Annotated in this window: 23 protein-coding genes; 13 read left to right on the top strand and 10 right to left on the bottom strand. The window is 39.4% G+C overall.

What is annotated here, in order from left to right; translation table 11 throughout:
• Positions 1-81 precede the first annotated feature (81 nt).
• A complete protein-coding gene (locus tag ACFRAK_RS07205) occupies positions 82-774 on the bottom strand; it encodes a DUF421 domain-containing protein (RefSeq protein WP_387596936.1) in 693 nt (230 codons plus the stop codon).
• Between the two features lie 277 nt (positions 775-1,051).
• Between ACFRAK_RS07205 and ACFRAK_RS07210 the strand changes: the two genes are divergently transcribed.
• The 7 genes from ACFRAK_RS07210 to ACFRAK_RS07240 all read left to right on the top strand — a co-directional run bounded on the left by ACFRAK_RS07210 (position 1,052) and on the right by ACFRAK_RS07240 (position 7,398).
• On the top strand, positions 1,052-1,909 hold the full coding sequence (locus ACFRAK_RS07210) for an amidase domain-containing protein (RefSeq protein ID WP_387596933.1): 858 nt from the start codon (positions 1,052-1,054) through the stop codon (positions 1,907-1,909).
• Positions 1,910-1,976: 67 nt separating this feature from the next.
• Positions 1,977-2,465, top strand: a complete 489-nt coding sequence (gene trmL, locus ACFRAK_RS07215; protein WP_098370923.1) for a tRNA (uridine(34)/cytosine(34)/5-carboxymethylaminomethyluridine(34)-2'-O)-methyltransferase TrmL — start codon at positions 1,977-1,979, stop codon at positions 2,463-2,465.
• A gap of 81 nt (positions 2,466-2,546) precedes the next feature.
• On the top strand, positions 2,547-3,296 hold the full coding sequence (nfsA, locus tag ACFRAK_RS07220) for an oxygen-insensitive NADPH nitroreductase (protein ID WP_387596930.1): 750 nt from the start codon (positions 2,547-2,549) through the stop codon (positions 3,294-3,296).
• A gap of 300 nt (positions 3,297-3,596) precedes the next feature.
• Complete coding sequence (locus tag ACFRAK_RS07225; RefSeq protein ID WP_394571475.1) at positions 3,597-4,445, top strand: ABC transporter ATP-binding protein; 849 nt, start codon at positions 3,597-3,599, stop codon at positions 4,443-4,445.
• On the top strand, positions 4,396-5,316 hold the full coding sequence (locus tag ACFRAK_RS07230; RefSeq protein WP_387596924.1) for an iron-hydroxamate ABC transporter substrate-binding protein: 921 nt from the start codon (positions 4,396-4,398) through the stop codon (positions 5,314-5,316). The genes ACFRAK_RS07225 and ACFRAK_RS07230 overlap by 50 nt, the downstream gene beginning before the upstream one ends.
• Before the next feature lie 67 nt (positions 5,317-5,383).
• Positions 5,384-6,394, top strand: a complete 1,011-nt coding sequence (locus ACFRAK_RS07235; RefSeq protein WP_387596921.1) for a FecCD family ABC transporter permease — start codon at positions 5,384-5,386, stop codon at positions 6,392-6,394.
• Positions 6,391-7,398: a FecCD family ABC transporter permease gene (locus ACFRAK_RS07240; protein WP_387596918.1), complete on the top strand. Its 1,008-nt coding sequence runs from the start codon at positions 6,391-6,393 to the stop codon at positions 7,396-7,398. Before ACFRAK_RS07235 ends, ACFRAK_RS07240 begins: the two co-directional genes overlap by 4 nt.
• 78 nt (positions 7,399-7,476) lie before the next feature.
• Here the strand turns inward: ACFRAK_RS07240 and ACFRAK_RS07245 are convergent, their stop codons facing one another.
• Both ACFRAK_RS07245 and ACFRAK_RS07250 read right to left on the bottom strand, forming a co-directional pair.
• Positions 7,477-8,424, bottom strand: a complete 948-nt coding sequence (locus ACFRAK_RS07245) for a response regulator (protein ID WP_394571476.1) — start codon at positions 8,422-8,424, stop codon at positions 7,477-7,479.
• Between the two features lie 4 nt (positions 8,425-8,428).
• A complete protein-coding gene (locus tag ACFRAK_RS07250) occupies positions 8,429-9,691 on the bottom strand; it encodes an ATP-binding protein (protein WP_192208158.1) in 1,263 nt (420 codons plus the stop codon).
• 409 nt (positions 9,692-10,100) lie between these two features.
• Here ACFRAK_RS07250 and ACFRAK_RS07255 point away from each other — a divergent pair, with 409 nt between their 5' ends.
• The 3 genes from ACFRAK_RS07255 (at position 10,101) to ACFRAK_RS07265 (ending at position 15,300) form a co-directional block, all read left to right on the top strand.
• The gene (locus tag ACFRAK_RS07255) at positions 10,101-11,090 is read left to right on the top strand and encodes a glutaminase (protein WP_394571591.1); all 990 of its coding nucleotides are present in this window, start codon (positions 10,101-10,103) and stop codon (positions 11,088-11,090) included.
• Between the two features lie 167 nt (positions 11,091-11,257).
• Positions 11,258-12,892, top strand: a complete 1,635-nt coding sequence (locus tag ACFRAK_RS07260; RefSeq protein ID WP_394571478.1) for a glutamate/serine transporter AimA — start codon at positions 11,258-11,260, stop codon at positions 12,890-12,892.
• A 512-nt stretch (positions 12,893-13,404) separates the two neighbouring features.
• Complete coding sequence (locus ACFRAK_RS07265; RefSeq protein WP_034315159.1) at positions 13,405-15,300, top strand: PrkA family serine protein kinase; 1,896 nt, start codon at positions 13,405-13,407, stop codon at positions 15,298-15,300.
• Between the two features lie 210 nt (positions 15,301-15,510).
• Here the strand turns inward: ACFRAK_RS07265 and ACFRAK_RS07270 are convergent, their stop codons facing one another.
• Entirely contained in the window at positions 15,511-15,720 is a 210-nt protein-coding gene (locus ACFRAK_RS07270) for a hypothetical protein (RefSeq protein WP_063235974.1), read from the bottom strand.
• A gap of 118 nt (positions 15,721-15,838) precedes the next feature.
• On the opposite strand from ACFRAK_RS07270, the gene ACFRAK_RS07275 reads away from it, so the two are divergent.
• Together ACFRAK_RS07275 and yhbH are read left to right on the top strand one after the other, a co-directional pair.
• Positions 15,839-16,018, top strand: a complete 180-nt coding sequence (locus ACFRAK_RS07275; protein ID WP_063235975.1) for a hypothetical protein — start codon at positions 15,839-15,841, stop codon at positions 16,016-16,018.
• A gap of 509 nt (positions 16,019-16,527) precedes the next feature.
• Positions 16,528-17,697: a sporulation protein YhbH gene (gene yhbH, locus ACFRAK_RS07280; protein WP_387596906.1), complete on the top strand. Its 1,170-nt coding sequence runs from the start codon at positions 16,528-16,530 to the stop codon at positions 17,695-17,697.
• A gap of 304 nt (positions 17,698-18,001) precedes the next feature.
• Here the strand turns inward: yhbH and ACFRAK_RS07285 are convergent, their stop codons facing one another.
• The 3 genes from ACFRAK_RS07285 to ACFRAK_RS07295 all read right to left on the bottom strand — a co-directional run bounded on the left by ACFRAK_RS07285 (position 18,002) and on the right by ACFRAK_RS07295 (position 21,864).
• Positions 18,002-19,228: a CynX/NimT family MFS transporter gene (locus ACFRAK_RS07285; RefSeq protein WP_394571480.1), complete on the bottom strand. Its 1,227-nt coding sequence runs from the start codon at positions 19,226-19,228 to the stop codon at positions 18,002-18,004.
• Between the two features lie 14 nt (positions 19,229-19,242).
• Positions 19,243-19,920 carry a FadR/GntR family transcriptional regulator gene (locus ACFRAK_RS07290; RefSeq protein ID WP_394571481.1) on the bottom strand — a complete coding sequence of 226 codons (678 nt, stop codon included), beginning with the start codon at positions 19,918-19,920 and terminating at the stop codon, positions 19,243-19,245.
• Positions 19,921-20,532: 612 nt separating this feature from the next.
• On the bottom strand, positions 20,533-21,864 hold the full coding sequence (locus ACFRAK_RS07295) for an amino acid permease (RefSeq protein WP_387596897.1): 1,332 nt from the start codon (positions 21,862-21,864) through the stop codon (positions 20,533-20,535).
• A 608-nt stretch (positions 21,865-22,472) separates the two neighbouring features.
• Here ACFRAK_RS07295 and ACFRAK_RS07300 point away from each other — a divergent pair.
• The gene (locus ACFRAK_RS07300) at positions 22,473-22,694 is read left to right on the top strand and encodes a dihydrofolate reductase family protein (RefSeq protein WP_387596894.1); all 222 of its coding nucleotides are present in this window, start codon (positions 22,473-22,475) and stop codon (positions 22,692-22,694) included.
• A gap of 198 nt (positions 22,695-22,892) precedes the next feature.
• Here the strand turns inward: ACFRAK_RS07300 and ACFRAK_RS07305 are convergent, their stop codons facing one another.
• The 3 genes from ACFRAK_RS07305 to galU form a co-directional block, all read right to left on the bottom strand.
• Positions 22,893-23,066, bottom strand: a complete 174-nt coding sequence (locus tag ACFRAK_RS07305) for a hypothetical protein (protein WP_387596891.1) — start codon at positions 23,064-23,066, stop codon at positions 22,893-22,895.
• A gap of 576 nt (positions 23,067-23,642) precedes the next feature.
• A complete protein-coding gene (locus ACFRAK_RS07310) occupies positions 23,643-23,783 on the bottom strand; it encodes a hypothetical protein (RefSeq protein WP_387596888.1) in 141 nt (46 codons plus the stop codon).
• Positions 23,784-24,061: 278 nt separating this feature from the next.
• A complete protein-coding gene (galU, locus tag ACFRAK_RS07315) occupies positions 24,062-24,922 on the bottom strand; it encodes a UTP--glucose-1-phosphate uridylyltransferase GalU (RefSeq protein ID WP_387596885.1) in 861 nt (286 codons plus the stop codon).
• Positions 24,923-25,057: the final 135 nt, after the last annotated feature.

Genomic DNA, 25,057 nt, shown 5'->3' on the forward strand with positions numbered 1-25,057 from the left:
TGGGCTGTTAATAATCAGCAATTCGTTAGCTCTCGATGCATGACTGTCCAAATTTAAATGACTTGAGTTCCCCTTTCCCTCTTAACGTGGAGGATACTGGTTATCTTGTCTTTTATCTATATACAAAGTGCCATCACTTTGTATTTCAGCATAAAATACATCTTGTAGGCATACACCAAAATGCTGTAATTGCGTTTCCAACCAGCTTTGGTTTAAACTCAGTTTACTTAAATTATGAGGAACGATTTTTCCATCCACAATAATTTCAGTAGGTATGTATAATGGTTTCACATAAGTAATATCCTTTTTGGAACCACTCTGGCTATCCACTTTTTTTAAGACAGACAATTGACCATTTGGTTCTAAAATGGCATAGTTTACCTCTTGCATGGAGAATATGCTTTGTTCTCGCAATAGCATGCTAAGGTCATCCATGTTTAATTTTTCCCCTTTCAAAGCTTTCTCTAGGATTTTTCCATCTTTGATTACAATTGTAGGTTCGCCGTCAAGTATTATACGAGCTTTTGGAGATTTTAAATTAATAAAGCTTACAAGAATAGTGAGTACGGACCAACCGATTAAACTAACGAAGGCGTCAACCACATCAATACTTGTATCAATTGTGATGGAAGCAGCCACCGCGCCGATAGTGATACCTGTAATATAGTTGAAGTAAGTCAGCTGACTTACTTGCTTTTTTCCCATAATTCGAGTAATCAATAGTAAAACCACAAAAGCGGCGACCACCCTACTTAACACTTCAATAATGCTCAAAATTTCCCTCTCCAATCTGGTCTAATCAGGTTAGAAAATTGTGTATCCATCTTTATTATTTCCCCAATATTACTTTGATTATAATTCAGCATAAATAAGCCATACTGTAATCGACCCATACGGAAAGGCTTCACCACGTGACAGTAAAATTTATGAATGTGAGGGTTGTTTGGATTACCCTTTAAAATCGTAAAAAGGCAGGGGGAAATCATCAGGTGCATTTTACTCCCCTTCGCACATACACATTAGCATAGATGGTAAGAAGGAGGGCATGAACTTGAGGGAACAATTGCAACGCCTTTTACAAGAAAGAATAGAGTTTTATACTTCCGATGATTTGGAGCGGAGTGAAAGGAAGTTACATTTGAAAAGGGAAATGATGAGGAACCGTGCTGCTGAAATTGTTCGGGTGAATGCGGCAGGGAAGGTGCATTCGAGGAAAAAGGAAGACAATGATACAGTCCTGACATATCATGTGCATCTGCAATATTTATTGAAACAGGAGGATTCATTTTATATAGAAGAAGAAATGGAAGAAAGGGAGGCCCGGTTTCGAAATGGGTATATAGTGGATGAACGTGAGCTTTTTCCCACCTTTGAAACCGTAGAGGCACCGCCAAAATGTGATCCGGGCGCAGATCGTCTCGCATATAAATATGATCGGATGAAGGCCGTCCAATATGCCGAGCGTTGGTGGAATGAATTCAATCCGGCTTATCATAAATTCACTGATGATTGTACGAATTTCATTTCACAATGTTTGCATGCGGGAGGAATACCGATGTGGGGGGCGCCAAACAAAAATAAGGGCTGGTGGATAAGGGGGAAAAGCTGGAGTTATACATGGACGACGGCCCATTCCTTATATCATCTGCTAAACGCCGGGAATGTCATCAGGACAAAGCGGGTGGAGTCGGCCCAGGAATTGAATTTGGGTGATATCCTCTGCATAGATTTCGAAGGCGACGGACGGTTTGATCATAACTTGATTGTTACGGCGAAGGATCAGGACGGGATGCCGCTTGTGAATGCACATACGATGAACAGCCGTCACCGATATTGGACGTATGAGGATTCGACCAGGTATACACCGAACATCGTTTATAAATTCTTTGTGATTTTGGATGGAGGTTGATTGGTTTTTAGTCTTTTTTGTTTAATGCTATAATTAAGGTGAAGTTCAAACTAGAGGTGAAAATGAAGTGTCAATACATGTAGTTTTATATCAACCACAGATTCCAGCAAATACAGGAAATATCGCAAGAACATGTGCAGGGACGGATACGTCTTTACATCTCATCCGCCCGCTCGGTTTCTCGACGGATGACAAACAGCTTAAACGGGCCGGTCTCGATTATTGGGAAAATGTAAAAATCCATTATTATGATTCGTTAGAAGAGTTTTATGAAAGAAATGCCGGCGGTGAATTTTATTACTTAACGAAGTTCGGGGAGCAGCCGCATTCCAGCTTCGATTACAGTGATCAAGACAGTGAAATATACTTCATTTTTGGCCGTGAAACGACGGGTCTCCCGAAAGAGCTGATCCAAGAAAATATGGATCGTTGCCTTCGGATTCCGATGACGGATAAAGTACGTTCCCTTAATCTGTCGAACACGGCTGCTATCTTGGTTTATGAAGCACTGAGACAGCAAAATTACCGTGAATTGGATTTGAAAACAAAAGGTTGAGTTTCACCAATGTCATACTGTCATCGGGGACATTTGAGCCCCGATGAGGGATTTTTTACATATTCTTAAGGGGTGGGAGCATTGAATAACATTATTGAGAAGATTTTAGATCACCGTTCCATTCGTTCTTTTGAGGACAAGTTATTGTCTGAGGAGCAAATCAATACGATTGTGGAATGTGCCCAAGCGGCATCGACTTCAAGCTATATCCAAGCATATTCAATCATAGGGGTAACCGATCCCAATAAGAAAGCCAAGCTTGCTGAACTTGCCGGACCACAATCATATGTAGAGAAGAATGGACATCTATTCGTCTTTTGCGCCGATTTATATCGTCAGGATATGGTTTCCGAAATGGAAAACACGGACCTGTCCGAATCGATTGAAAGTACGGAGAAATTCATGGTTGCCTGTATCGACGCTGCTCTTGCGGCTCAAAATGCAGCATTGGCAGCAGAATCGATGGATCTTGGCATTTGCTATATAGGCGGGATCCGCAATCATCTCCCGGAAGTGTCAGAGATTTTGAATATACCGCATCGCGTTATGCCATTATTCGGTCTAGTGGTCGGATATCCGAAAAACCGTTCGGATAAAAAGCCGCGTTTGCCGCTGGCCAATATCTATCATGAAAATGGATATCAGGAGGATAAGCAGGAGTTCATCGGACAACTTGAAGAGTATAATAAAACGATTTCCAGCTATTACGAGCAACGGACTAAAGGTAAACGAAAAGACACCTGGACCGAGCAAATGGCTGGAATGCTTGGAAAGAAAAGCAGGTTGTACATGAAAGATTACGTTGAGAAACAAGGTTTTAAGAAACATTGATTGATGAAAGTGCCTATTAGGTAGGAGTATTCTTGCCTTCCCATAAAAGACCATCTTTCAAAGTCCCGAGCATGGGCCAAACGGTAAAGATCCCGGAAATGTTTCCGGGATCTTTACCGTTTTCATTTGTATACGGTTCGGCTCAAAAAAAAAACACGGCAGAATTTCTTCTTAATATACCCATGAAATTACCATTGACAATATATATAGATAGAATTATAGTAATTAGGTAATGGATAATGATAATCATTTTCATTTGAGTTTTTACTTATCTATTTTTCAGTAAATGGAGGTTAAAAAATGGTTCGCCTATATACAGAGAATTTAAATATTGGTTATGGTGAACGTTTAATTGTAAAAGATCTCAGTGTGGAAATTCCAGATAATAAAATCACAACGATCATCGGTTCAAATGGATGTGGAAAATCCACACTTTTGAAAGCGATCACCAGGATCATTCCAAATCAATCAGGGTCGGTTGTTTTAGATGGAGTGAATATTTCAAAAGAAAGCACTAAGATCCTTGCAAGAAAAATGGCCATACTTCCGCAAACACCCGAGAGTGCAAGCGGATTGACGGTTGGGGAGCTCGTATCATATGGACGTTTTCCCTATCAAAAAGGTTTTGGGCGCCTGACCCAAAAAGACTATGATGTGATCGATTGGGCACTTGAAGTGACCGGAACGAAAGACTTCAAGTTCCGTCCGGTGGATGCTCTTTCAGGAGGTCAGCGCCAGCGTGTTTGGATTGCCATGGCCCTTGCCCAGGAAACGGAAATCATATTCCTGGATGAGCCGACCACTTATTTGGATATGGCGCATCAGCTGGAGGTTCTAGAATTATTACAGAAGCTGAATGTAGAACAGGGACGTACAATCGTCATGGTTCTTCATGATTTAAACCAAGCTGCTCGCTTTGCCGACTATATCATTGCCTTAAAGGACGGGGAAATAGTCAAAGCGGGTGATTGCGAAGAAGTCATCACTCATGAAGTGCTTAAGGAAGTATTCCATATTGATGCGGTAATCGGGCGAGATCAACGAACGAACAAACCAATGTGCAGCACATACAATTTATTAAAAGGAGATTTGACAACAAATGAAAAAGATAATGTTCCCGTTTATACTGCTGTTAGTGTTAATTATTAGTGCTTGTGGTAACGGGTCAACCGAAAAAGAAAAAAGCACCGATTCAAAAAAGGAAAAATCAGGTACTATCACATATCAATCTGAAAATGGTCCTGTTGAAGTTCCGGCAAATCCTCAGCGTGTTTTAGTACTATCTTCTTTCGCAGGTAACGTAATGGCATTGGATGTTAACCTTGTAGGGGTTGATTCGTGGTCTAAAATGAACCCGAACTTTAAAGAGTTAAAAAATGTCGAGGAAGTAACGGACGAAAACCTGGAAAAAATCATCGAGTTGAATCCGGATTTAATCATTGGTTTATCAACGATTAAAAATGTTGATAAATTAAAGGAAATTGCTCCAACTGTAACGTATACATACGGAAAAGTGGACTATTTAACACAACATGTAGAAATTGGTAAACTTTTGAATAAAGAAAAAGAAGCTCAAGCATGGGTGGATGATTTCAAAAAACGGGCAAAAACAACCGGTGATGAAATTAAGGCTAAAATTGGAGAAGATGCTACCGTTTCCGTTTTCGAAAAGTTTGACAAACAGTTTTATGTATACGGCGATAATTGGGGCCGTGGAACGGAAATCCTTTACCAAGAAATGAAATTGGGCATGCCTGAAAAGGTAAAAGAAACGGCATTGAAAGATGGTTACTTTGCCTTGTCATTAGAAGTCCTGAAAGACTATGCCGGTGATTATGTGATTTTGAGCAATAACAAAGATCAGGACAATTCATTCCAACAAACAGATACGTTTAAAAACATACCTGCCGTTAAAAACAATCAACTATATGAAGCTGATGCAAAAAAATTCTACTTCAATGATCCAATAACATTAGAATACCAATTAGACTTCTTTTCCAAAAGTTTTCTTGGAAAATAATGCAGCGAGGGAGAGGGATTCCAATTCCTCTCCTTTTATTCTATAAAAAAAGAGATGAGAGAGACAGATGACTAATGAAAATCAACGTTTCATCCCATTTATATATAAACTGATCATAGGGGTCGCTCTATTCATAGGCATGTTCATTATTTCAATGGCATTTGGTGCGGCGGATGTTACCGTAAAAGATGTCTGGCAAGCACTGACATCAAATGCTGCTGGTGAAAAACTTTCAATCATTCGGGAAATCCGTTTCCCTCGTGAAGTGGGGGCAATCTTTGTGGGTGCAGCACTTGCCGTTTCCGGTGCGATCATGCAGGGAATGACTAGGAATCCACTTGCTGATCCGGGGTTGCTTGGATTGACGGCAGGAGCCAATGCAGGTCTCGCCATTACTTTGGCATTCATTCCAAATGCCAATAACTTAGGGATCATGATTGCGTGCTTTATAGGTTCCGCGGTGGGGGCAACCATGGTTTTCGGGATAGGTGCGATGAAAAAGGGAGGATTTTCTCCTTTACGGATCGTATTGGCTGGTGCTGCAGTCTCTGCATTCCTTTTTGCCGTTTCGCAAGGGGTCGGCCTTTATTTCAAAGTATCAAAAGATGTATCGATGTGGACTGCAGGCGGGAATATCGGAACATCATGGGGCCAGCTTCGGGTAATCGTCCCGTTCATTTTAATTGGCATCCTGATTTCCCTTTTCTTTTCCAGACAGCTCACCATACTAAGCTTAAGTGAAGAAGTGGCGGTAGGATTAGGCCAAAAGACAACACAAATAAAGGCGGTACTCTTCGTAGTCATCGTTCTCCTGGCAGGCGCTGCCGTTGCACTTGTTGGAAATATGGTATTCATCGGCTTAATGGTCCCCCATATGGTCCGGGCTTTCGTGGGTACGGATTATCGATTCATCCTGCCTATGTCAGCGATTTTAGGAGCCACTTTCATGCTACTTGCCGATACGATCGGCCGTACAATCAATTCTCCATATGAAACACCTGTGGTAGCGATTGTTGCGATGATAGGTTTACCTTTCTTCCTCCTAATCGTGCGCAAAGGAGGTAAAGCATTTTCATGATCCAGTCAGCTTTAGTCAAAAAACAGCGATGGATAGTAGGTGCATTGTCCGCACTCATTATCATTACGATCATTATAGGAACGTGTTCGGGATATTCGAATCTTTCTATAGGGCGACTGATTCCAACGCTTTTAGGGCAAGGGACATTTAAAGAGGAATTCATATTATTTTCCGTCCGATTACCACGAATCATCATTACCATTTTAGCAGGCATGGCCCTGGCACTGTCGGGAGCCATCCTTCAAGGAATCACACGTAATGATTTGGCCGATCCCGGAATCATCGGGATCAATTCTGGAGCTGGTGTTGCCATAGCCGCTTTCTTTCTGTTTTTCCCGCTTGACGCTGGATCATTTGTTTATATGGTTCCGCTTGTCGGTTTTATCGGCGCGTTATTGACGGCCTGTTTAATATATATCCTCTCATTTAAGAGAAGGAGCGGCCTTGAACCCGTCCGGTTAGTGTTGATCGGGGTTGGTTTTTCAATGGCGCTTTCAGGCCTGATGATTGTCCTCATTTCATCAGCGGAACGAGCCAAAGTCGATTTCATTGCAAAATGGTTGGCGGGAAATATATGGGGAACGGATTGGCCTTTCATTTGGGCAGTTCTTCCATGGTTAATCATTCTCATTCCATTCACATTATATAAAGCAAATCGTTTGAATCTGCTTGGTTTAAGTGAACCGGTCGCAATTGGGGTCGGTGTATCGATTGAGAAGGAGCGGATCACATTGCTAATCACTGCTGTAGCATTGGCCGCGGCTGCCGTTTCTGTTACAGGCGGAATTGCATTCATTGGACTCATGTCCCCGCATATAGCAAAATCTTTGGTGGGACCTCGAAATCAACTATTCATTCCGGTTGCCATTTTAATCGGTGGATGGCTATTGTTGCTTGCCGATACAATAGGCCGTAATATAATTGAACCCGAGGGGATTCCTGCAGGTATCATGGTTGCATTGATCGGTGCTCCTTATTTCATGTATTTATTGTTGAAAAAATAAAATCTTGCAAAAACCCCCTGAAATTTTTCAGGGGATTTTATGTCTTTTCAGTGCTTTCGTTTTTGGTTTTAATCAGGATTATGTATATCTAATTATTTCATCAGGGCTCAATCGTTTCGCCTCGAAATAAAACACTTGAATAAATTTTTTTGTATTTACCCGGGTAGGTGTAAGGACTATTGTTGAATCATATTGCAGTTCTTTCATCTTTTGACGAACGACTGTGAAATCAAAAAATTTAGAAGCGTAATTTTCAAACTTCGGATTTGAAAAATCCGTTAAACCGAGCGAAGCAAAATGATTTAACGAATGGTTAATCGTTCTGCGTATTCGCTGTTCGGCAGCTTTTATCTCCCGGTTGATATCAACCTGCAAAGCTGATGTGCCGAGCTTTTTTTTGGTGATTTCTACAAAGATATCTTTAAGGGTCGGGAAATGCCTTCCAAAAGTAAAAGTCCGTTCATACATAAATAAATATTGCAGGATTTCGATTAAATCTTTTGCACCCTTTTCTCCAACGATCCCTAATTCCGATAAAAGGAACTCACCCACCTCTCTTACACTTTTTTCATTATAACGATTGGATTTATCAACTTTTGGCTGTTCAAAGTTCAATACACTGTTTAATGAGGCCTGGATATTTGTGATCGATCTTTCTAAATGAATGCGTTCCATGACTTTTCGGATGACTGTTAATATTTCAATACGATTGATTGGTTTAGTAATATAATAATCGATTCCAAGTGAGTATGCCTCACCAATCAGATCCTTTGATTCAACCTGCGAAATCATTATTATTTTCCCGTTAAATGTATTTTTTATATGACGAAGTGTCTCAATGCCATCCCGGATTGGCATTAATAAATCAATAAATAGTATATCGATTTGTTTTAAATTCAAAATATGTCCTTCTAATAGACTTCCATCCTCGGCTTCCTCCACCACTTCTCCTAAATCTTCGTTCTCAATAATTTGGCTCAAGTTTGAACGTATCGCACAATCATCATCTGTTATAAAAAAACGCATGGAATCATCCTTTCTGGATCAACTTATGAATGGGTAATTTTATTGAAAAAACGGCACCGTTAAAACTATTCTCAAACAGGATATCGCCTCCCAGTTCTTTTACGACTTCTTTAACATATGAGAGACCAATCCCTGTTGAAGGTGTCCCAAAATGATCATATTTTGATGTGAATCCAGGTTTGAATATGACAGTCTGATATTTTTGAGGAATTCCAGGTCCGGTATCAGCAACCCTGAATTCTACATTGTCGCGACTTTCACTCAAACTTAAATGTACGATTCCTTTTTCTTTAATTGCTTCCACTGCATTAGCGACTAAATTATTGAAAAGGGATAACACGGTATATACATGATAATGTGAATCGTTTTTTCCATCTAATGAGTATTCAAATTGAATATCCTTTCCTAATGATAAGGCATATTTTTCATTAATTCGGATGATTAAATGAAAAAGTTCAGCAGCATTCATATAATCCCTAAAGCTCTCATTGGAAATCAATTTGGAGAGACCAGCAAAAATTCGTTGATTATCTTTCTTGACTTCATGCATTTCACCCGCGATGCGCAATGCTTTTTGACTATATGGTTCTGTAGGAACATGAAAGTGCTTTTCCCGTTTTTCCAATGCTTTTAATTCTCGATACAAATCATACGATTTCTTTGTAATATTCTCTGCATTTTTTAATGTTTTTTTTAAGTGGATCGTTTCCTCGTATAAATTGGAAATGAGCATCAGCATATGTTCATTTTGTTTTCTGATTTGCCGTTCCCTTGATTGTGCTTCATATAGTTTCATCATATTAAAAAAGCTTAAAACGATAAAACTGTGGGCGAATGCGATCATGATCATCTCGTTTAGTGAACCTAACGTAATTGTTGTTTCTAATACAATATATTGAAAGATTAATTCTATTGAGTCAGACAAAATTTCGATAATAAGACCAATAAATCCAATAATCAACGATCGGTTTTGAAAGCGATTGATTTTCACTAAATAAAAAAGAAAGGAGTAGGTGAAATAAAAAAAGAAACTTGGAAAATGAACTTGAAAAGAGGAAGACCAGGAAAAACTATCAAGCATGAAAAAATCTATTAGAATACGAAATACCACAACCATTGTTCCTGTCAGGAAGCCTGAAAAAATGGCAGGTGTTTTCTGTAATAATAGTAAAAAGAAGAAAAGTACAGGCGGACCAAAGCTTACCCGAAACGTTTCATTTAAAGGGTAAAAACTCAATTCGCCTGCCAACGGCACTGTTAACAACATCAAAGCAAGGATATTGACCTCTTTTTTCATTAACGTACTGAGATTCAAGTCGTCACCACCCAATTTGTTTAAAAAATCAGTATACAGTTTCATCGGCTTCAATACAACGCTTTCTTTGTTTCTGAATAGAACGGCTTATTACCGATTATGGCAAACCCAATCTTTTTTCTATATGTGAAATAAATACGTTTTTTTGTGGTTTTTTATTTTTTGATTTTGTAGGTTTTCGTATGATTATGTAGTTCCCAATTTAAAATGAACGGTAGATAGAAATATTTGAAAGCGCTTAATAATATTTTGAATATTCATTATGTCTTCATCGAATCTATTATAAGTAAGCTTGATGGCATTCGGAAAGACGCTCATATTGAAAAAAATGATACAACAACTGAAGAGGTGGAAGAATGTGATTGAAGAATTGTCAAAAGAGTATGACATTCATGTTAATAGTCAAAGAATAGCCGACTTAGATGAATGGGTAGCACATTACAGATCCTTTGCTACTGAAGGGCAAACCGCCAATTATATACCGGCATTGAGAAATGCACATTTACCGCAATTGGGCATTTGCATATTGGAGCCTGGTGGAACAATGATCAAGACAGGGGATTGGGAAGTCCCCTTCACGCTGCAAAGTATTTCAAAAGTGCTCAGCTTTATAGCCGCATGCTTGGGGTGCGGCATTTCTTATGTGCTAGAGAGGGTCGATGTGGAACCAACCGGGGATGCTTTCAATTCAATTATTCGTTTAGAAATGCATAAGCCGGGAAAGCCATTTAATCCTATGATAAATGCAGGGGCGATTACCATAGCATCGCTTCTCCCAGGGGATTCTTCACGAAAAAAATTGGAATTTCTCTATGCATTATTTGAAAATTTGTTAGGGAAGCGCCCAGCCATCAATGAGGAAGTATATCAATCTGAGTGGCAAACTTCCCATAGAAATAGAGCTTTAGCCCACTATTTAAAAGAGACGAATTATTTAGAGTCGGATGTAGAGGAAGCTTTAGAGGTTTACCTCAAGCAATGTTCCATAGAAGTAACCACAGAAGACATAGCCTTGCTTGGACTGATTCTTGCACAAGATGGATACCATCCTATTCGTAAAGAACAAGTACTCCCTAAAAAAGTGGCTAAGCTGGCCAAAGCATTAATGCTTACTTGTGGTATGTACAATGCTTCGGGGAAATTTGCGGCTTTTGTTGGGGTGCCAGCCAAAAGTGGAGTATCTGGCGGGATTATGGCACTAGTTCCTCCAAGTGCCCGAAGCGGAATGCCTTTTCAAGATGGATGTGGCATTGGCATATATGGACCTGCCATTGATGAATATGGGAATAGTGTAACAGGTAGTATGTTATTGAAACAAATGGCACAGGAATGGGATCTAAGTATTTTCTAAAAGCAGGGGAATTTATTCTTATAAAAAGGTAATCTTTAACAAGACGTTATGTAATGCAGCAATTACTTTAAGATTCAGTTGAATGTACTTGAGACGAATCATAAAGTCCAATTTCTTTAAGGACCTTATTATAAAGGAACAATTTTGGAAAGCATGGTGATGAACATATGAATAATTTGCAGCGAAAGATGGGAACGTTTTCGTTAACGATGGTAGGACTCGGGTCTATTATTGGCTCAGGTTGGTTATTCGGAGCTTGGAGAGCGGCGCAAATCGCAGGACCCGCTGCCATTATCTCTTGGATTATCGGGATGGTCGTTATTTTATTTATCGCACTTTCTTACAGTGAATTAGGATCTATGTTTCCTGAAGCTGGGGGAATGGTAAAATACACGCAATACTCTCATGGTTCTTTTTTAGGGTTTCTTGCAGGTTGGGCAAACTGGATTGCAATCGTTTCGGTAATTCCAGTTGAAGCGATCGCTTCTGTTCAATATATGAGCTCATGGCCATGGGAATGGGCACGGTGGACACATGGATTAGTAGAAAATGGAAGTCTTACTGGGGGAGGCCTGGCAATTGCCTCTGCCTTACTGATCGTGTACTTTTTATTAAATTACTGGACAGTTAGTTTGTTTTCGAAAGCTAATTCATTTATTACAGTGTTTAAGGTTATTATACCTGGACTTACGATTGGGTCACTTTTATTTGCAGGGTTTCATGGATCCAATTTTACCTCTGCAGGAAGCATGGCTCCAAATGGTTGGGCAAGTGTACTTACAGCTGTAGCAACTTCTGGTATCATCTTTGCATTTAACGGTTTTCAAAGTCCAATTAATATGGCAGGTGAGGCAAAGAATCCTGGACGTTCGATCCCAATTGCCGTAATTGGATCCATTTTAATTGCAACGGTCATCTACGTTTTATTACAGGTTGCGTTTATAGGAGCCGTGGATCCGTCCATGATCGTGAACGGATGGCGACATTTGAATTTCAATTCACCGTTTGCTGACTTAGCAATTGTTCTAGGCATAAACTGGTTAGTTATTTTACTATATGTGGATGCATTTATTTCTCCATCCGGGACAGGAATAACATACACGGCGACAACGTCACGAATGCTTTATGGAATGGAAAAGAATAAATATTTGCCAAGCGTTTTTGGAAAACTGCATCCACTTTATGGAATCCCTCGTCAAGCCATGTTTTTGAATCTAGGGGTATCTTTCTTATTTTTATTCATGTTTAGAGGCTGGGGCGTTTTGGCAGAGGTTATTTCGGTTGCGACATTAGTTTCTTATATTACAGGTCCAGTCACAGTTATGACATTAAGGCGCACAGGTCAGAATTTGTACAGACCATTACGTCTAAAAGGATTAAGCATCATTGCACCGCTTGGTTTTGTTTTCGCTTCCTTGGTTCTATATTGGGCAAGATGGCCGCTGACAGGACAAGTATTATTTATCATTATGATTGGCCTTCCCATTTATTTCTATTATCAATCAAAAATGAAATGGAAGGGATTCCGTCAAAACTTTTCGGCTGGGCTTTGGATGGTTGTTTACTTACTCTGTATGATGACCGTTTCATACCTAGGCAGTGAAAAGTTTGGAGGACTAAACATAATCCCATTTGGTTGGGATATGGTCATCATTACATGTTTAGCCTTAGGGTTTTATAGTTGGGCAATAAAGAGTGGATTCCAAACAGAATATTTGGAACAAGGACAAAAAGTAAATGAAGACTTGAGATCGATGGAGAACGACGTTGCATCTCAAACTGATAAAAAGAACGCTGTATAAATGATGAATCCACTTCATTGGTTAGCATGTTCCAATAAGCTATTACATTCGTAGAATGACATCGAAAGTGCTTCTTTCTATTTATATTAATGAGGACACCAAAAAGGAGGACGGCAAATTTAATTTGCTGTCCCCCTTTTTGGAATGTAAGAAAAGGCCTTTATTCTTTTATTTCACACCTGGTTTATCTTCATATCCGGCAGTGAAGATAGCAGCTAAAAATGTAATAGCAACTCCAACGATAACAACTGTGCCCATGTTATGACCTCCCTTTACCCATATTGTCCCACTTAAGTATAGGCTTAGTATACCCTAATTTTTAGCAGGAGTGCACACAAATTTTCTTGTCAGCATATTTATCATCAATTCTCAATGATTAAGCCTTTTTCGATACATGGAGAGTCAAGGGGGATTCGAAACATTGCCCGGCCACTTTTTAAAGTCTGACATGTTTGTCAGACTTGGAGCATAGATTTAAGTATTCTCTGAAAGTGACAGGGGGAGGTTCCTTAATGGATATTTTAAAGAAAATCGAAAAATTTAGAGAAGATGAACAGAAGCTGAAGTGGGAAGGCACCTTCGCAGAGTACTTAGAAATATTGAAAGAAACGCCTTTAGTTGCTCAATCTGCTCATTCACGTGTATACAACATGATCAGAGATGCAGGGATAGAGGAAGTAAATGGGACAAAGAAATACAATTTTTTCAGCGGGCAGTTGTTTGGACTAGAGGATTCACTGGAGAGGCTCATCGAGGAATATTTCCATCCAGCGGCAAAGCGGCTCGATGTCCGTAAGCGGATATTGCTTCTCATGGGTCCGGTGTCAGGTGGGAAGTCCACACTCGTTTCTTTACTGAAGCGTGGACTTGAAAATTATTCATTAAAAGACTCTGGCGCGATTTATGCAATAAAAGGATGCCCGATGCATGAAGACCCACTGCATCTCATTCCGCAGTATTTACGGGATGATTTTTTTGAAGAATATGGGATCCGGATTGAAGGAAACCTATCGCCGCTGAATGTAATGAGGTTAGAACAGGAGTATGGAAGCAGGATTGAAGATGTGATGGTCGAGCGTATTTTCCTTTCAGAGGATAAGCGTGTTGGAATTGGAACATTCAGTCCTTCAGACCCTAAGTCACAGGATATTGCTGATTTGACGGGCAGCATCGATTTTTCGACCATTGCCGAATACGGATCGGAATCAGATCCGCGTGCCTATCGCTTTGATGGTGAGCTGAACAAGGCGAACCGCGGGATGATGGAGTTCCAGGAGATGCTGAAATGTGATGAGAAGTTCTTATGGCATTTGCTATCATTGACACAAGAGGGGAATTTTAAAGCTGGCCGTTTTGCATTGATCAGTGCAGATGAGCTCATTGTGGCTCATACGAATGAAACGGAGTATAAAGCGTTCATTTCCAACAAGAAAAATGAAGCATTGCATTCCCGTATCATTGTCATGCCTATTCCATATAATCTTAAGGTTACCGAGGAAGAAAAGATTTATGAAAAAATGATCCGTGAAAGTGATGTCTCGGATGTTCATATAGCCCCGCATACATTAAGGGTGGCGGCAATCTTCAGCATCATGACCCGCCTGAAGGATCCCAAAAAGGGCGATATCGATCTAGTGAAAAAGATGAGGCTCTATGATGGGGAAAATGTCGAAGGATTTAATTCCGCAGACATCAATGAATTGAAAAAAGAATACCAGGATGAAGGCATGAGCGGAATCGATCCGCGTTACGTGATAAACCGAATTTCCTCTACGATCATTCGGAAGGAAAATCCGTCCATTAATGCATTGGATGTACTAATGTCATTAAAGGCAGGTCTTGACCAGCATCCGTCCATTACGAACGAACTTCGGGAGAGGTATTTGAATTTCATTTCACTGGCACGTAAAGAATACGATGCCATTGCAAAAAATGAAGTGCAAAAGGCATTTGTTTATTCGTACGAAGAGTCGGCGAAGATCCTCATGGATAACTATCTTGATAATGTCGAAGCATACTGCAATAAATCAAGGCTGCGCGACCCATTGACTGGGGAGGAAATCAACCCTGATGAAAAATTGATGCGCTCGATAGAAGAGCAAATTGGAATATCCGAGAATGCGAAAAAAGCATTCCGCGAAGAAATATTGATTCGCATTTCTGCATATGCGCGTAAAGGGAAGAGATTCGATTATAATTCCCATGATCGTTTACGGGAAGCGATCCAGAAAAAACTATTCGCGGATTTGAAGGATGTCGTTAAGATCACTACCTCAACCAAGACACCAGACGAAAGGCAACTGAAGAAAGTGAACGAGGTCATCACGAGACTTATCGATGAGCACGGATATAATTCGACTTCAGCCAATGATTTGCTGCGCTATGTGGGCAGCTTGTTAAATCGGTAATCCATAATTTTTTGCCCCTGCCCCATATCGGGCAGGGGTTTATCCCCTTTTGCGAAAGGCTAGAGGGAATCGAATCAATTCCTCTGAATTACATTGAAATCTGACACCTTTTGAAAGTGTTAAAGTGTCCTTCGACAAGGAATGAGAAATAATGAACCAAACAAATCACCGGGCCCTACGGTATGAAGGGGAGCCCGGTGCTTTTGATTTCTATTTAGTTACATTCAAGCCATACTGCTCAATAAGTGTAATAAGTTGATTCGGTGATAGCTTGTCTTCGCTATGATCGATTTTAATTTCCCCATCATCAACATCGATGATTGCACGTTCCACACCTTCCGTTTTCAAAAGTATGGACTCCAGATTTAAAATCGGACCTTCTGACGTTGCTTCCTTTACATAAAGTGTAGTTGTTTGCATAATTCCTGCACCTCCTTAAATTTGCTCATGATGTTTTATCTATACCCGATATTTCCATAAGATATGTTACGTTTTGGATTTGGAAATATTGGGTATCAATAAGTAGGGGTGATGTTAAATGAGTAAAGAGGAATTGAAAAAAGAACATGTTCCGGAAAACAGCTCCATGGCCAAGGATTATGAAGAGATGAAAGAACTGGGGAAGCAGATGGAAAATCAAAGGACGAATGAAGAATTGAAAGAGTGGGATAAACGCCCAGGTACAGTTCAACATGAAATTGAGGAAGATAAAGATTGACGAATATCACAACCAGAATCATTCTATCTGTTTAAAAAGGTGTCCAGAAAAACTACTGGAGCACCTTTTTTGTTGTATTTCATTGCTTTTGATGTCCTTGGAAGCCTCTGTTTTGCAGATCAATTACGTGGTTATGTTCAAAAAGATATTTTAAAATATCCTATAATCCGACAAATAAAACCTGCTTTAAAAAAGAACAGACCTGATAATCATCAAGTCTGTTCTTTTTCTTGAAATACTTATTTTACAGTAATATTTAGAAAACAACCTTATAGGGCCCATAACGCCCTTGCCATGACTTGTCTAGTTCGTAGGCAAACGTCCATTATTGAATTTTGTTGTAAATTATCCTGCATCGCTGCATAAGATAGAGTAATACTTTTCTTTTAATCCGTTTTTTCGCACTGTATTTTTCATTGGAAAACCGGAATGATGTGGGCATTCCCACACTAACTTATTATATGAAGGAATGATGAAAAGCGTGCAAACATTTTTAAGGGGGGAAGAGAATGTCGGAAGAGAGTAATCAACAGTATGTTATCTCACAGGAAAATTGGTCCCTCCATCGGAAAGGTTTTGATGATCAACAACGTCATCAGGAAAAGGTGCAGGAAGCGATCAAGAATAATTTGCCTGATCTAATTTCAGAAGAAAGTATCGTAATGTCCAATGGCCGGGATGTTATCAAGATTCCCATTCGCTCCTTGGATGAATACAAAATTCGTTATAACTATGATAAAAACAAACATGTAGGGCAAGGCGATGGAGACAGTAAAGTGGGGGATGTGGTCGCAAGGGATGGCTCACCGTCCGATGCAGGAGCCGGTAAGGGCCAAGGTGCGGGTGACAAGGCGGGTGAGGATTATTATGAAGCCGAAGTGTCGATGCTGGAATTGGAGGAAGCCCTGTTCAGTCAATTGGAACTCCCTAATCTTCAGAGGAAAGAACATGCGGAGCACACGCTTGAACACATCGAATTCAACGATATCCGCAAGACAGGCCTAATGGGAAACATCGATAAAAAGAAAACGATGATATCGGCTTTCAAACGGAACGCCTTAACGGGGAACCCGGGTTTTCATCCTATTTATAAGGAAGACTTTAAATTCAAAACCTGGAATGAGATACAGAAACCTGATTCCAAAGCAGTTGTACTGGCGATGATGGATACTTCTGGAAGTATGGGGTTATGGGAAAAATATATGGCTCGAAGCTTTTTCTTTTGGATGAACCGTTTCTTGCGGACAAAATATGAAACGGTGGAAATCGAGTTCATTGCCCATCATACAGAAGCGAAAGTGGTTCCGGAAGAGGATTTCTTTTCAAAAGGGGAAAGCGGCGGAACGATTTGTTCGTCCGTATACCGAAAAGCATTAGAACTTATTGATCATAAATATGACCCCATGAAGTTTAATATCTATCCGTTTCACTTTTCCGATGGTGATAACCTAACATCAGATAACGTCCGATGCGTTAAGCTTGTTGAAGAACTCATGAAGGTTTCCAATATGTTCGGGTATGGGGAAGTCAATCAATACAATCGTCATTCGACATTGATGACAGCTTATAAAAATATCGATAATGAAAAATTCAGGTACTATATCCTTAAGCAAAAGTCTGACGTTTTCCACGCAATGAAGAGCTTTTTTAAAGATGAGGAAAGTAAGAAGTATGCATAAAAAGGGAAACGTGGTAAGTGAAATTTTCAGATCAAAATAATTGTAGGTTAAAAAGGCGTGCGATTCACATTGTACGTCTTTTTTCTAATCTTTCTTTTGGCAATGTCAGGGTGACAGATAAGACCAGATGAAAAGGCCGTTGCTCAACAGAAGCAACGGCCTTTTCAAATCTCCTATATTTATATCATTCGTTTGAAGCTTTATATTCACAATATTTATAAAGTTGAACAGAATCAAAGAAAGACAAAAAACAACCATACCCTTATATTAAGTATGGTTGTTTTAAAAAATTTCATGACTGGTTTTATTGAGTAGTTACATATTCATTATTTCCTGCACGCATTCCAACAATGAAAATAAGTGCCGATATTGCGGCCAACATCAATAAGGGAACTGTCCAGCTGTGTGTAATGTCATGCAGCAATCCGAATAATACAGGTCCAATGGCAGCTAAGAGGTACCCGAATGATTGTGCCATTCCTGATAATTCCGTCGCCTCATGGGTGCTTTGTGTTCGAAGACTAAAGAACATCATGGATAAACTGAATATGGTTCCGACCCCAATTCCAATCAATATCATGCATACTGGTATGAATAGTGTGCTTCCATATAATATGCCGAATATCCCTGCGATAAGGAAGACGACAGGCGGGACCACTAACAGACGCTGACTTTGTAGGCGTCCAGCTAAAATTGGCACAAGGAATGTTATGGGAATGACGGCAAGCTGCATGATGGATAGCATCCAGCCAGCCTCATCAGCGTTCAGCCCTTTTTGCTCCAGGATTTCCGGCATCCAGGTAATTACTGTATAGAAGATAAACGATTGCAACCCCATGAAGAATGTTATCTGCCAGGCTAACCCAGAACGCCATAAGTTAATCTTTTTATCCTTTTGTGCCGTTTGCACATCCTTATCTGACTTGAATGGCCGTCTTAATTGCGGCATCCATAAGAAGACTGTAATAAGTGATAAGATTCCCCAACATCCAAGGGCACCAGCCCATCCCAATCCCGATGAAGAAGCAAGGGGAATGCTGATCCCGGAACCTATTGCGCCACATAAATTCATGGAAACAGCATAGGTTCCTGTCATCAAACCGATATTCCTGGCAAAATTATGCTTGATCAGACTGGGTAACAATACATTGCCGATTGCAATGGCTAACCCAATTAAAATGGTCCCTATAAACAATGTCGGCACTCCGCCAACTGAGCGTACCCCAATCCCGATTGTTAATAATATCAAGGAAAGGAAAAGGGTAAGTTCCATTCCAAAACGCCGTGCTATCCTAGGTGCAAATGGTGATAATAAAGCGAAAGAAAGCAAAGGCAATGTCGTTAATGAACCTGATAATGTATTGGATATCCCTAGGTTATCACGGATCGAAGTGACAAGGGGGCCAACAGATGTTAAGGGAGCCCTCAGGTTTGCCCCAAGAAGAATGATCCCGATGATGAATAGTCCAACCTTGGGTTTAATATCCATTTTTGTTTGTTCTAGTTGATTTGCTGCTTGGTTAATTCCCATAATCTCCTCCTTACTTACTCTATAGATTTTTTGAATTGTGCAATGTATTCATTCACTGTTTCGATTGCCCGGTTCGCATCTTGTTCGATGATGGCATCTACAAGATTGCAATGAATGTTCAAATGAAAGTTCACATCAGAACTCATCTCCACTATCCGGTGGATGGATTCATGCAGGGAGTGTTCCATATGTTCGTACAAATCAATCAATAAATCATTATGTGATGAAGCCATAATCGATTTATGTAACTGTATATCGGCTTCTTCGTAAGCCTTGATATCCTTTGCCCTGGCAGCTTTACTGCATGCTGATATATAATATTGCAATCGTTCTATATCTTCTTGATTACGTCTTAATGCCGCTAACTGAGCTCCCTCTCTTTCAAGTGCATGACGGACCTCTAACGTTTCTAATATACTTGACTGCTGGATCCTTCTTTCAAAAGCAGCCCCCAAGGCACTTGATGACCTTACGAATGTTCCTTTTCCTTGTTTCGTTACTAAAAAGCCCGCATAGACAAGTGATCGTACAGCTTCTCTTAATGTATTTCTGCTTACATCGAACTGTTGGATCAAATCCATTTCAGGGGGGATTTGATTTCCAATTTTCCATTCACCTGATTCGATTAACGATTCGATTTGGGAAACGACTTGTTCTACAAGTGATAAGCGATTTGTTTTAGATATGGTCAATATTCACACCTCGAATTTGTAGGATGATTGGTTCATTGGTTATTTTAACATATGTATATTGAAGATGGAGCAAAAGGAGTATTTTAAATCCAAATTTGTTTCCCTTTTATTCTTCAGAAAAAAGTTGCAGTTGATTTCAGAAATCAGCTCCATTTCCGCCGACTGTCTGCCAAGCTTCATCAAAGCAAGCGCCTGTGGTGTCTCGGCTAGCGGAGTAATTCGGCAGGAGTGTCGCAAATTTCTTCCATCCAATAAGGATTACAGTAAAAAAACCATAAAGTATATCATAAGTATTGTTTTAAAATCAGTGTTCAGGATGAGACAGTTCCGAATCCGCTTTTTAGACAAAAGGGTTTATATCTGAATTTTTTAAACAAAGTTGATTGGAGGAGGTGTTCGAGACTCCTGCTTAGAAAAGCGAGTGCAGGAGAGACCCCGCAGGTGCAAAGGCGCCGAGGAGGTTTCCGGACCGACCGCGCGAATGGCCCTACGTTCCAATCGACGTTCAAACTGTTCTGGCACTAAAAAGACTGTAAACAAATTCGACCTGCATCGAGTTTGTCCACAGTCTGAAATCCTCTATTTAAATTCAGGGATTTTTATATAATAGTTCTATTTTTTTTGTTTGACAATAAAAGAGAGAAGGATGAATGTTGCTAACGTCACAAGACACACTGTGGTCCCAATGATGTTTTGCTTATTAAAGATAAATGCCAAAAAGATAATGCTTAAAGCAGTGATGGCTAATATAGTTGTATATGGGTACCATTTTACCCGGAAACCTGGTTTACCAGTGTATTGATTACGCAGCTTCAATTGCGCGGAACAAATGCTGATCCATAATAATAAAACTGTGAATCCAGGAATGGCCATAAGGTAGCTTAAAATCAGGTCGGGAGTCAAATAGGATAAAAACACACCAGCCAATATACATAATGTAGTTAGGAATATACCATTAAGCGGGATACCCTTTTTGGTTGTTTTTAAAAATGCTCTAGGCGCTTCCCCATTCTGGGAAAGAGTGAACAATGTCCTTGAGGTAGCGTATATACCTGAATTTGCAGCTGATAACACAGCAGTTAAAAGAACGAAATTCATAATATCGGCTGCTCCGGGAAGACCCGATAAGCTGAAAACCTGAACGAAAGGACTTATTTCAGTGCTTATTTGGTTCCAAGGTATTACCCCACAAATAATAAGTATCGGCAAGACATAGAAAAGGATCACCCGCCATACTGTCCCTTTAATTATTTTTGGTATGACCCGCTGACTATCTTTTGTTTCCGTGACGGCTACACCAATTAATTCTGCTCCCCCATATGAAAACATTACCACTAAAAGTGCACTAAACATTCCGTCAATTCCTTTTGGGAAAAAACCACCATGTTCCGTGTAATTAGAAAATGAAGCCGAACTAGGAAACAGTCCCAGCAGGATCAAAGCTCCTAAAATAATAAAGGCAATTAAGGTTATTATTTTAATTCCTGCGAACCAAAATTCGAGTTCTCCGTAGTATTTTACTTGAAATAAATTAATTCCTATAATTACTGAAGCGCAAAGTATGCTTAACAGCCATAATGGCACCGTAGGAAACCAATATTGTAGAAAACTGCCGGCAGCGACTATCTCTACAATGATTACGATAATCCAATTAAACCAATAGAGCCATCCGACTATGAAGGATAGTTGAAAACCAAAAGCTTTATTAATGAGATGTTGTACGTTCAAATTAGGAAAAGCGGTTGCCATCTCTCCTAATGCGGCCATTACAATAAATAACAATAGCCCCCCTATTATATAGGCTAATACAACACTTGGACCTGCCATATTTAATGTATCGGAGCTCCCCTTAAAAATCCCTGTTCCTATCATTCCTGCTAAAGCAATGAACTGGACATGCCGTGGCAATAGGCCCTTTTTTAAATCTTGATGAGTCTTCTCCATTTTATTCATGCCTTTCATTCATTATTATAATAAAATAGTCTATAAATAAAACTAAAAATCTCTTCTATTATTGAACGCTTTTCCGTACTAAAGTACTATATTAATATAACATGAATCGGAAAAATGTCAATTTAGGCAGGGGAATTGGAATAGATTCCCGATCAGGTAAGAAGAGTAGTCTTTATTATCTGAAAATATTGGGTTTTATGAAATGAATCAAACGAAAAGCAAACTGATAAGTGGGTCAGACGTTAACCATACCTTTACGACGATGGCACAGTTGTTTAATTATCAAAAATGGCTATTACAATCCTTAGAACATATTATAACTTCTGCAAACCATTTAAGTCAGGTGAAACAAAGGAAATACCTGCTCAGCGTTTAGGAATTGCGGATAAGGTGTATTCTTGGGAGTATATTATAAATGGGTTTTTTTTTAAAGAAGCTCAATTTTATCAATGGAATACTTCTTTCTTCTTCAACTTACGATACAGGTTATTAGTAAAAGAAGGAGGAATTAAATTTAGTGGAGATTTAATCTTGATGGTATCTTGCCTAGAGGAATTATCAAGGAATATCAAGTTTATGTTCCGAGGGGGATCAGTTGATTGATGAAAAAACAGCGTAACATTATTTTTTACATTGGTACTTCAATTGATGGCTATATTGCGAATGATGATGGTACTTTGGAGTGGTTAGAATCAACAGAGGTAGAAGGAGATTCAGGCTACAATGCACTTCTGGAAAGAATTGATACTGCCGTTATGGGAAAAGGAACTTATGATGTCATTCGTGGATTTGATATAAAAAGCTTTAGTATAATAAGTTAATAAAGATAAATAAAAGGAAGGGCACAGTTTAAATAACTGTGCTCTTTTTATTGAAATATACTAAAATCACCGAAGAAAACTCGGTGCAAATAGTTGTACATCATAACTTACATTTTTTAGATTAAATAGTTTGTGACAGGTAAAAGAACCGGTTACTTTCAAGGCCGGTTTTCTTTAATATAGGAAAAGCTAACGAGGCTATTCGTTCTCATCTAAAAAGAGAAGAGGGGCCGGCGGTAGGTTTTCTGTTTCTTGTATCGGTTCAATTTCGCTTATAAATTCCAAATAACCGGTATATACCTGCGAGGCCATTCCTAAATAGTGCAATTCAGTGTGGATGATTCCCTTCTGTGGTGAATGGTACATATACATATTTTCATCCCTCCTTTCTATAAAAAATAGGCCAGCCAGTTATAGGAGTTAATCGAATCATTATGAACGTTATTTTTATTTGAAATCATTCTTAATGCTTCAAATATTGGATGCTCCAGGTTCGAAGTCCTTGGATTTGACGAAGGATTTTTGTTTTGTTATGAGTATTTGTTTTATTAAATCTGGATTAAAAAATGTGATAAACATTTTGGAATGGTCTTAAACTTAAACGGAATTTAGCGACTTCCCCATATTCCTTGGCCAATCGGGTCAGAAAGCCGATGGTATCAGTTTGGAACTTTTTTGTATGTCCGTAAATCAGCCTTCCTTTTGGAACCTTTGGAGATGTGCGGAAAGACATCATCAGCGTGGCTCAATGTAGTTACTCCCCTTTCTTTAAAATAATTACATATAATCATTCTATGAGGATAAGCTAAATCGGTTTGGACAAGTCATTAAAGAAAGGGCAAATAACTCTATGGAAAAAATAAAGTTTTCATAAGTTAGCAAAAAAACTCTGGATGAATAGATCCATCCAGAGTCTTTCATGAAAGCTGTGGATTGATGATGTGGGTTTCAAGTTCTTTCTTCATCGTCCCCATGCAGGAAATGATCATTTTTTTCATTAATGGGCCCGCCAAATTGTGCATTGATTTCCTTAACCACTTGATCTAAAAAATCATCGGATAGTATTGGATTATTAGTTTTTTTGTGCATGTGTTTTTCAACAACCCTTTCTGGAAATCGTTGTTAGGATCAATAATGAAGGATACGTTATCAACATAACCTCACTGATAATAAATTATTCTTTCTATGGCGAACATTTTCACTCGCTTTTACATTTCACGGAAGTGTTTATAATAAACAGTTATATTTCGCTTAGAGATTATGGTATGGGGATATGTTAGTGGATCATTTTACAACCAGAGGGGTGAACCCGATGTGGAAATGGCCCAATTACCTCTTGGTAATTGGGCGGGGGTATATTCATTTCATTAAGGGAACAACTGCCTTAAATATGTTATTAGCTGATCACGAAGTTCAGGTCGTTTCATGGCGAAATCTAATGAAGCTTGGAGGAAGCCGAATTTATCGCCGACGTCATATCGATTTCCTTTGATGATATACGAGTATATGGGTTCCTTTTCTAACAGAAGGTCTAAAGCTTCGGTAAGCTGGATCTCCCCATTCCGATCGGGCTGTGCGGTTTCAAGGATTTTAAAAATCGCAGGTGATAAAATATATCGTCCAATAATCGCCTGTGTTGATGGTGCATCCTCCACTTTTGGCTTCTCCACCAAGTTTCTTACCAGAAATATATCCTCATATCGTTCTTGGAAATTTACGATTCCATACTTGGATACATCGGCAGGTGATACATCCTTACATCCGATAATGCTCGTACGAACCTTGTTATACCGTTCCATTAACTGCTTCAAAGCTGGAACCGGGCTATCCACGATATCATCCCCTAACAAGACGGCAAAAGGTTCGTCTCCGATAAAAGTTTTGGCACATAAAACTGCATGCCCCAGGCCTAAAGGTTCCTTTTGTCTTACATAGTGGATATCCACCATGTTGGAAATGTTCTCCACGATTTTAAGCAGATCATTTTGACCTTTCATTTGCAGAAGCATTTCAAGTTCAATGGATTTATCGAAATGATCTTCGATTGCACGTTTGTTTTTCCCTGTAACGATGATAATATCTGTAATCCCTGATTGTACCGCTTCCTCGATAATATATTGAATGGTCGGCTTATCGACAATCGGAAGCATTTCCTTTGGTTGAGCTTTCGTCGCAGGTAAAAATCGTGTTCCTAAACCGGCTGCTGGAATCACCGCTTTCTTTATCATAGCCCAGCCCCTCTTTAAGTTTCTTTAATATGCTTTTTGTTCTACCCTTCATTTTATGTGGTCATTGGTTGACCTATTTCAAAATGGGTTAAAATAAATCCCTGAAATAGAATAGATTTACCTTTGAAGCAAATA

This window comes from Peribacillus sp. NPDC056705 (assembly GCF_043656335.1).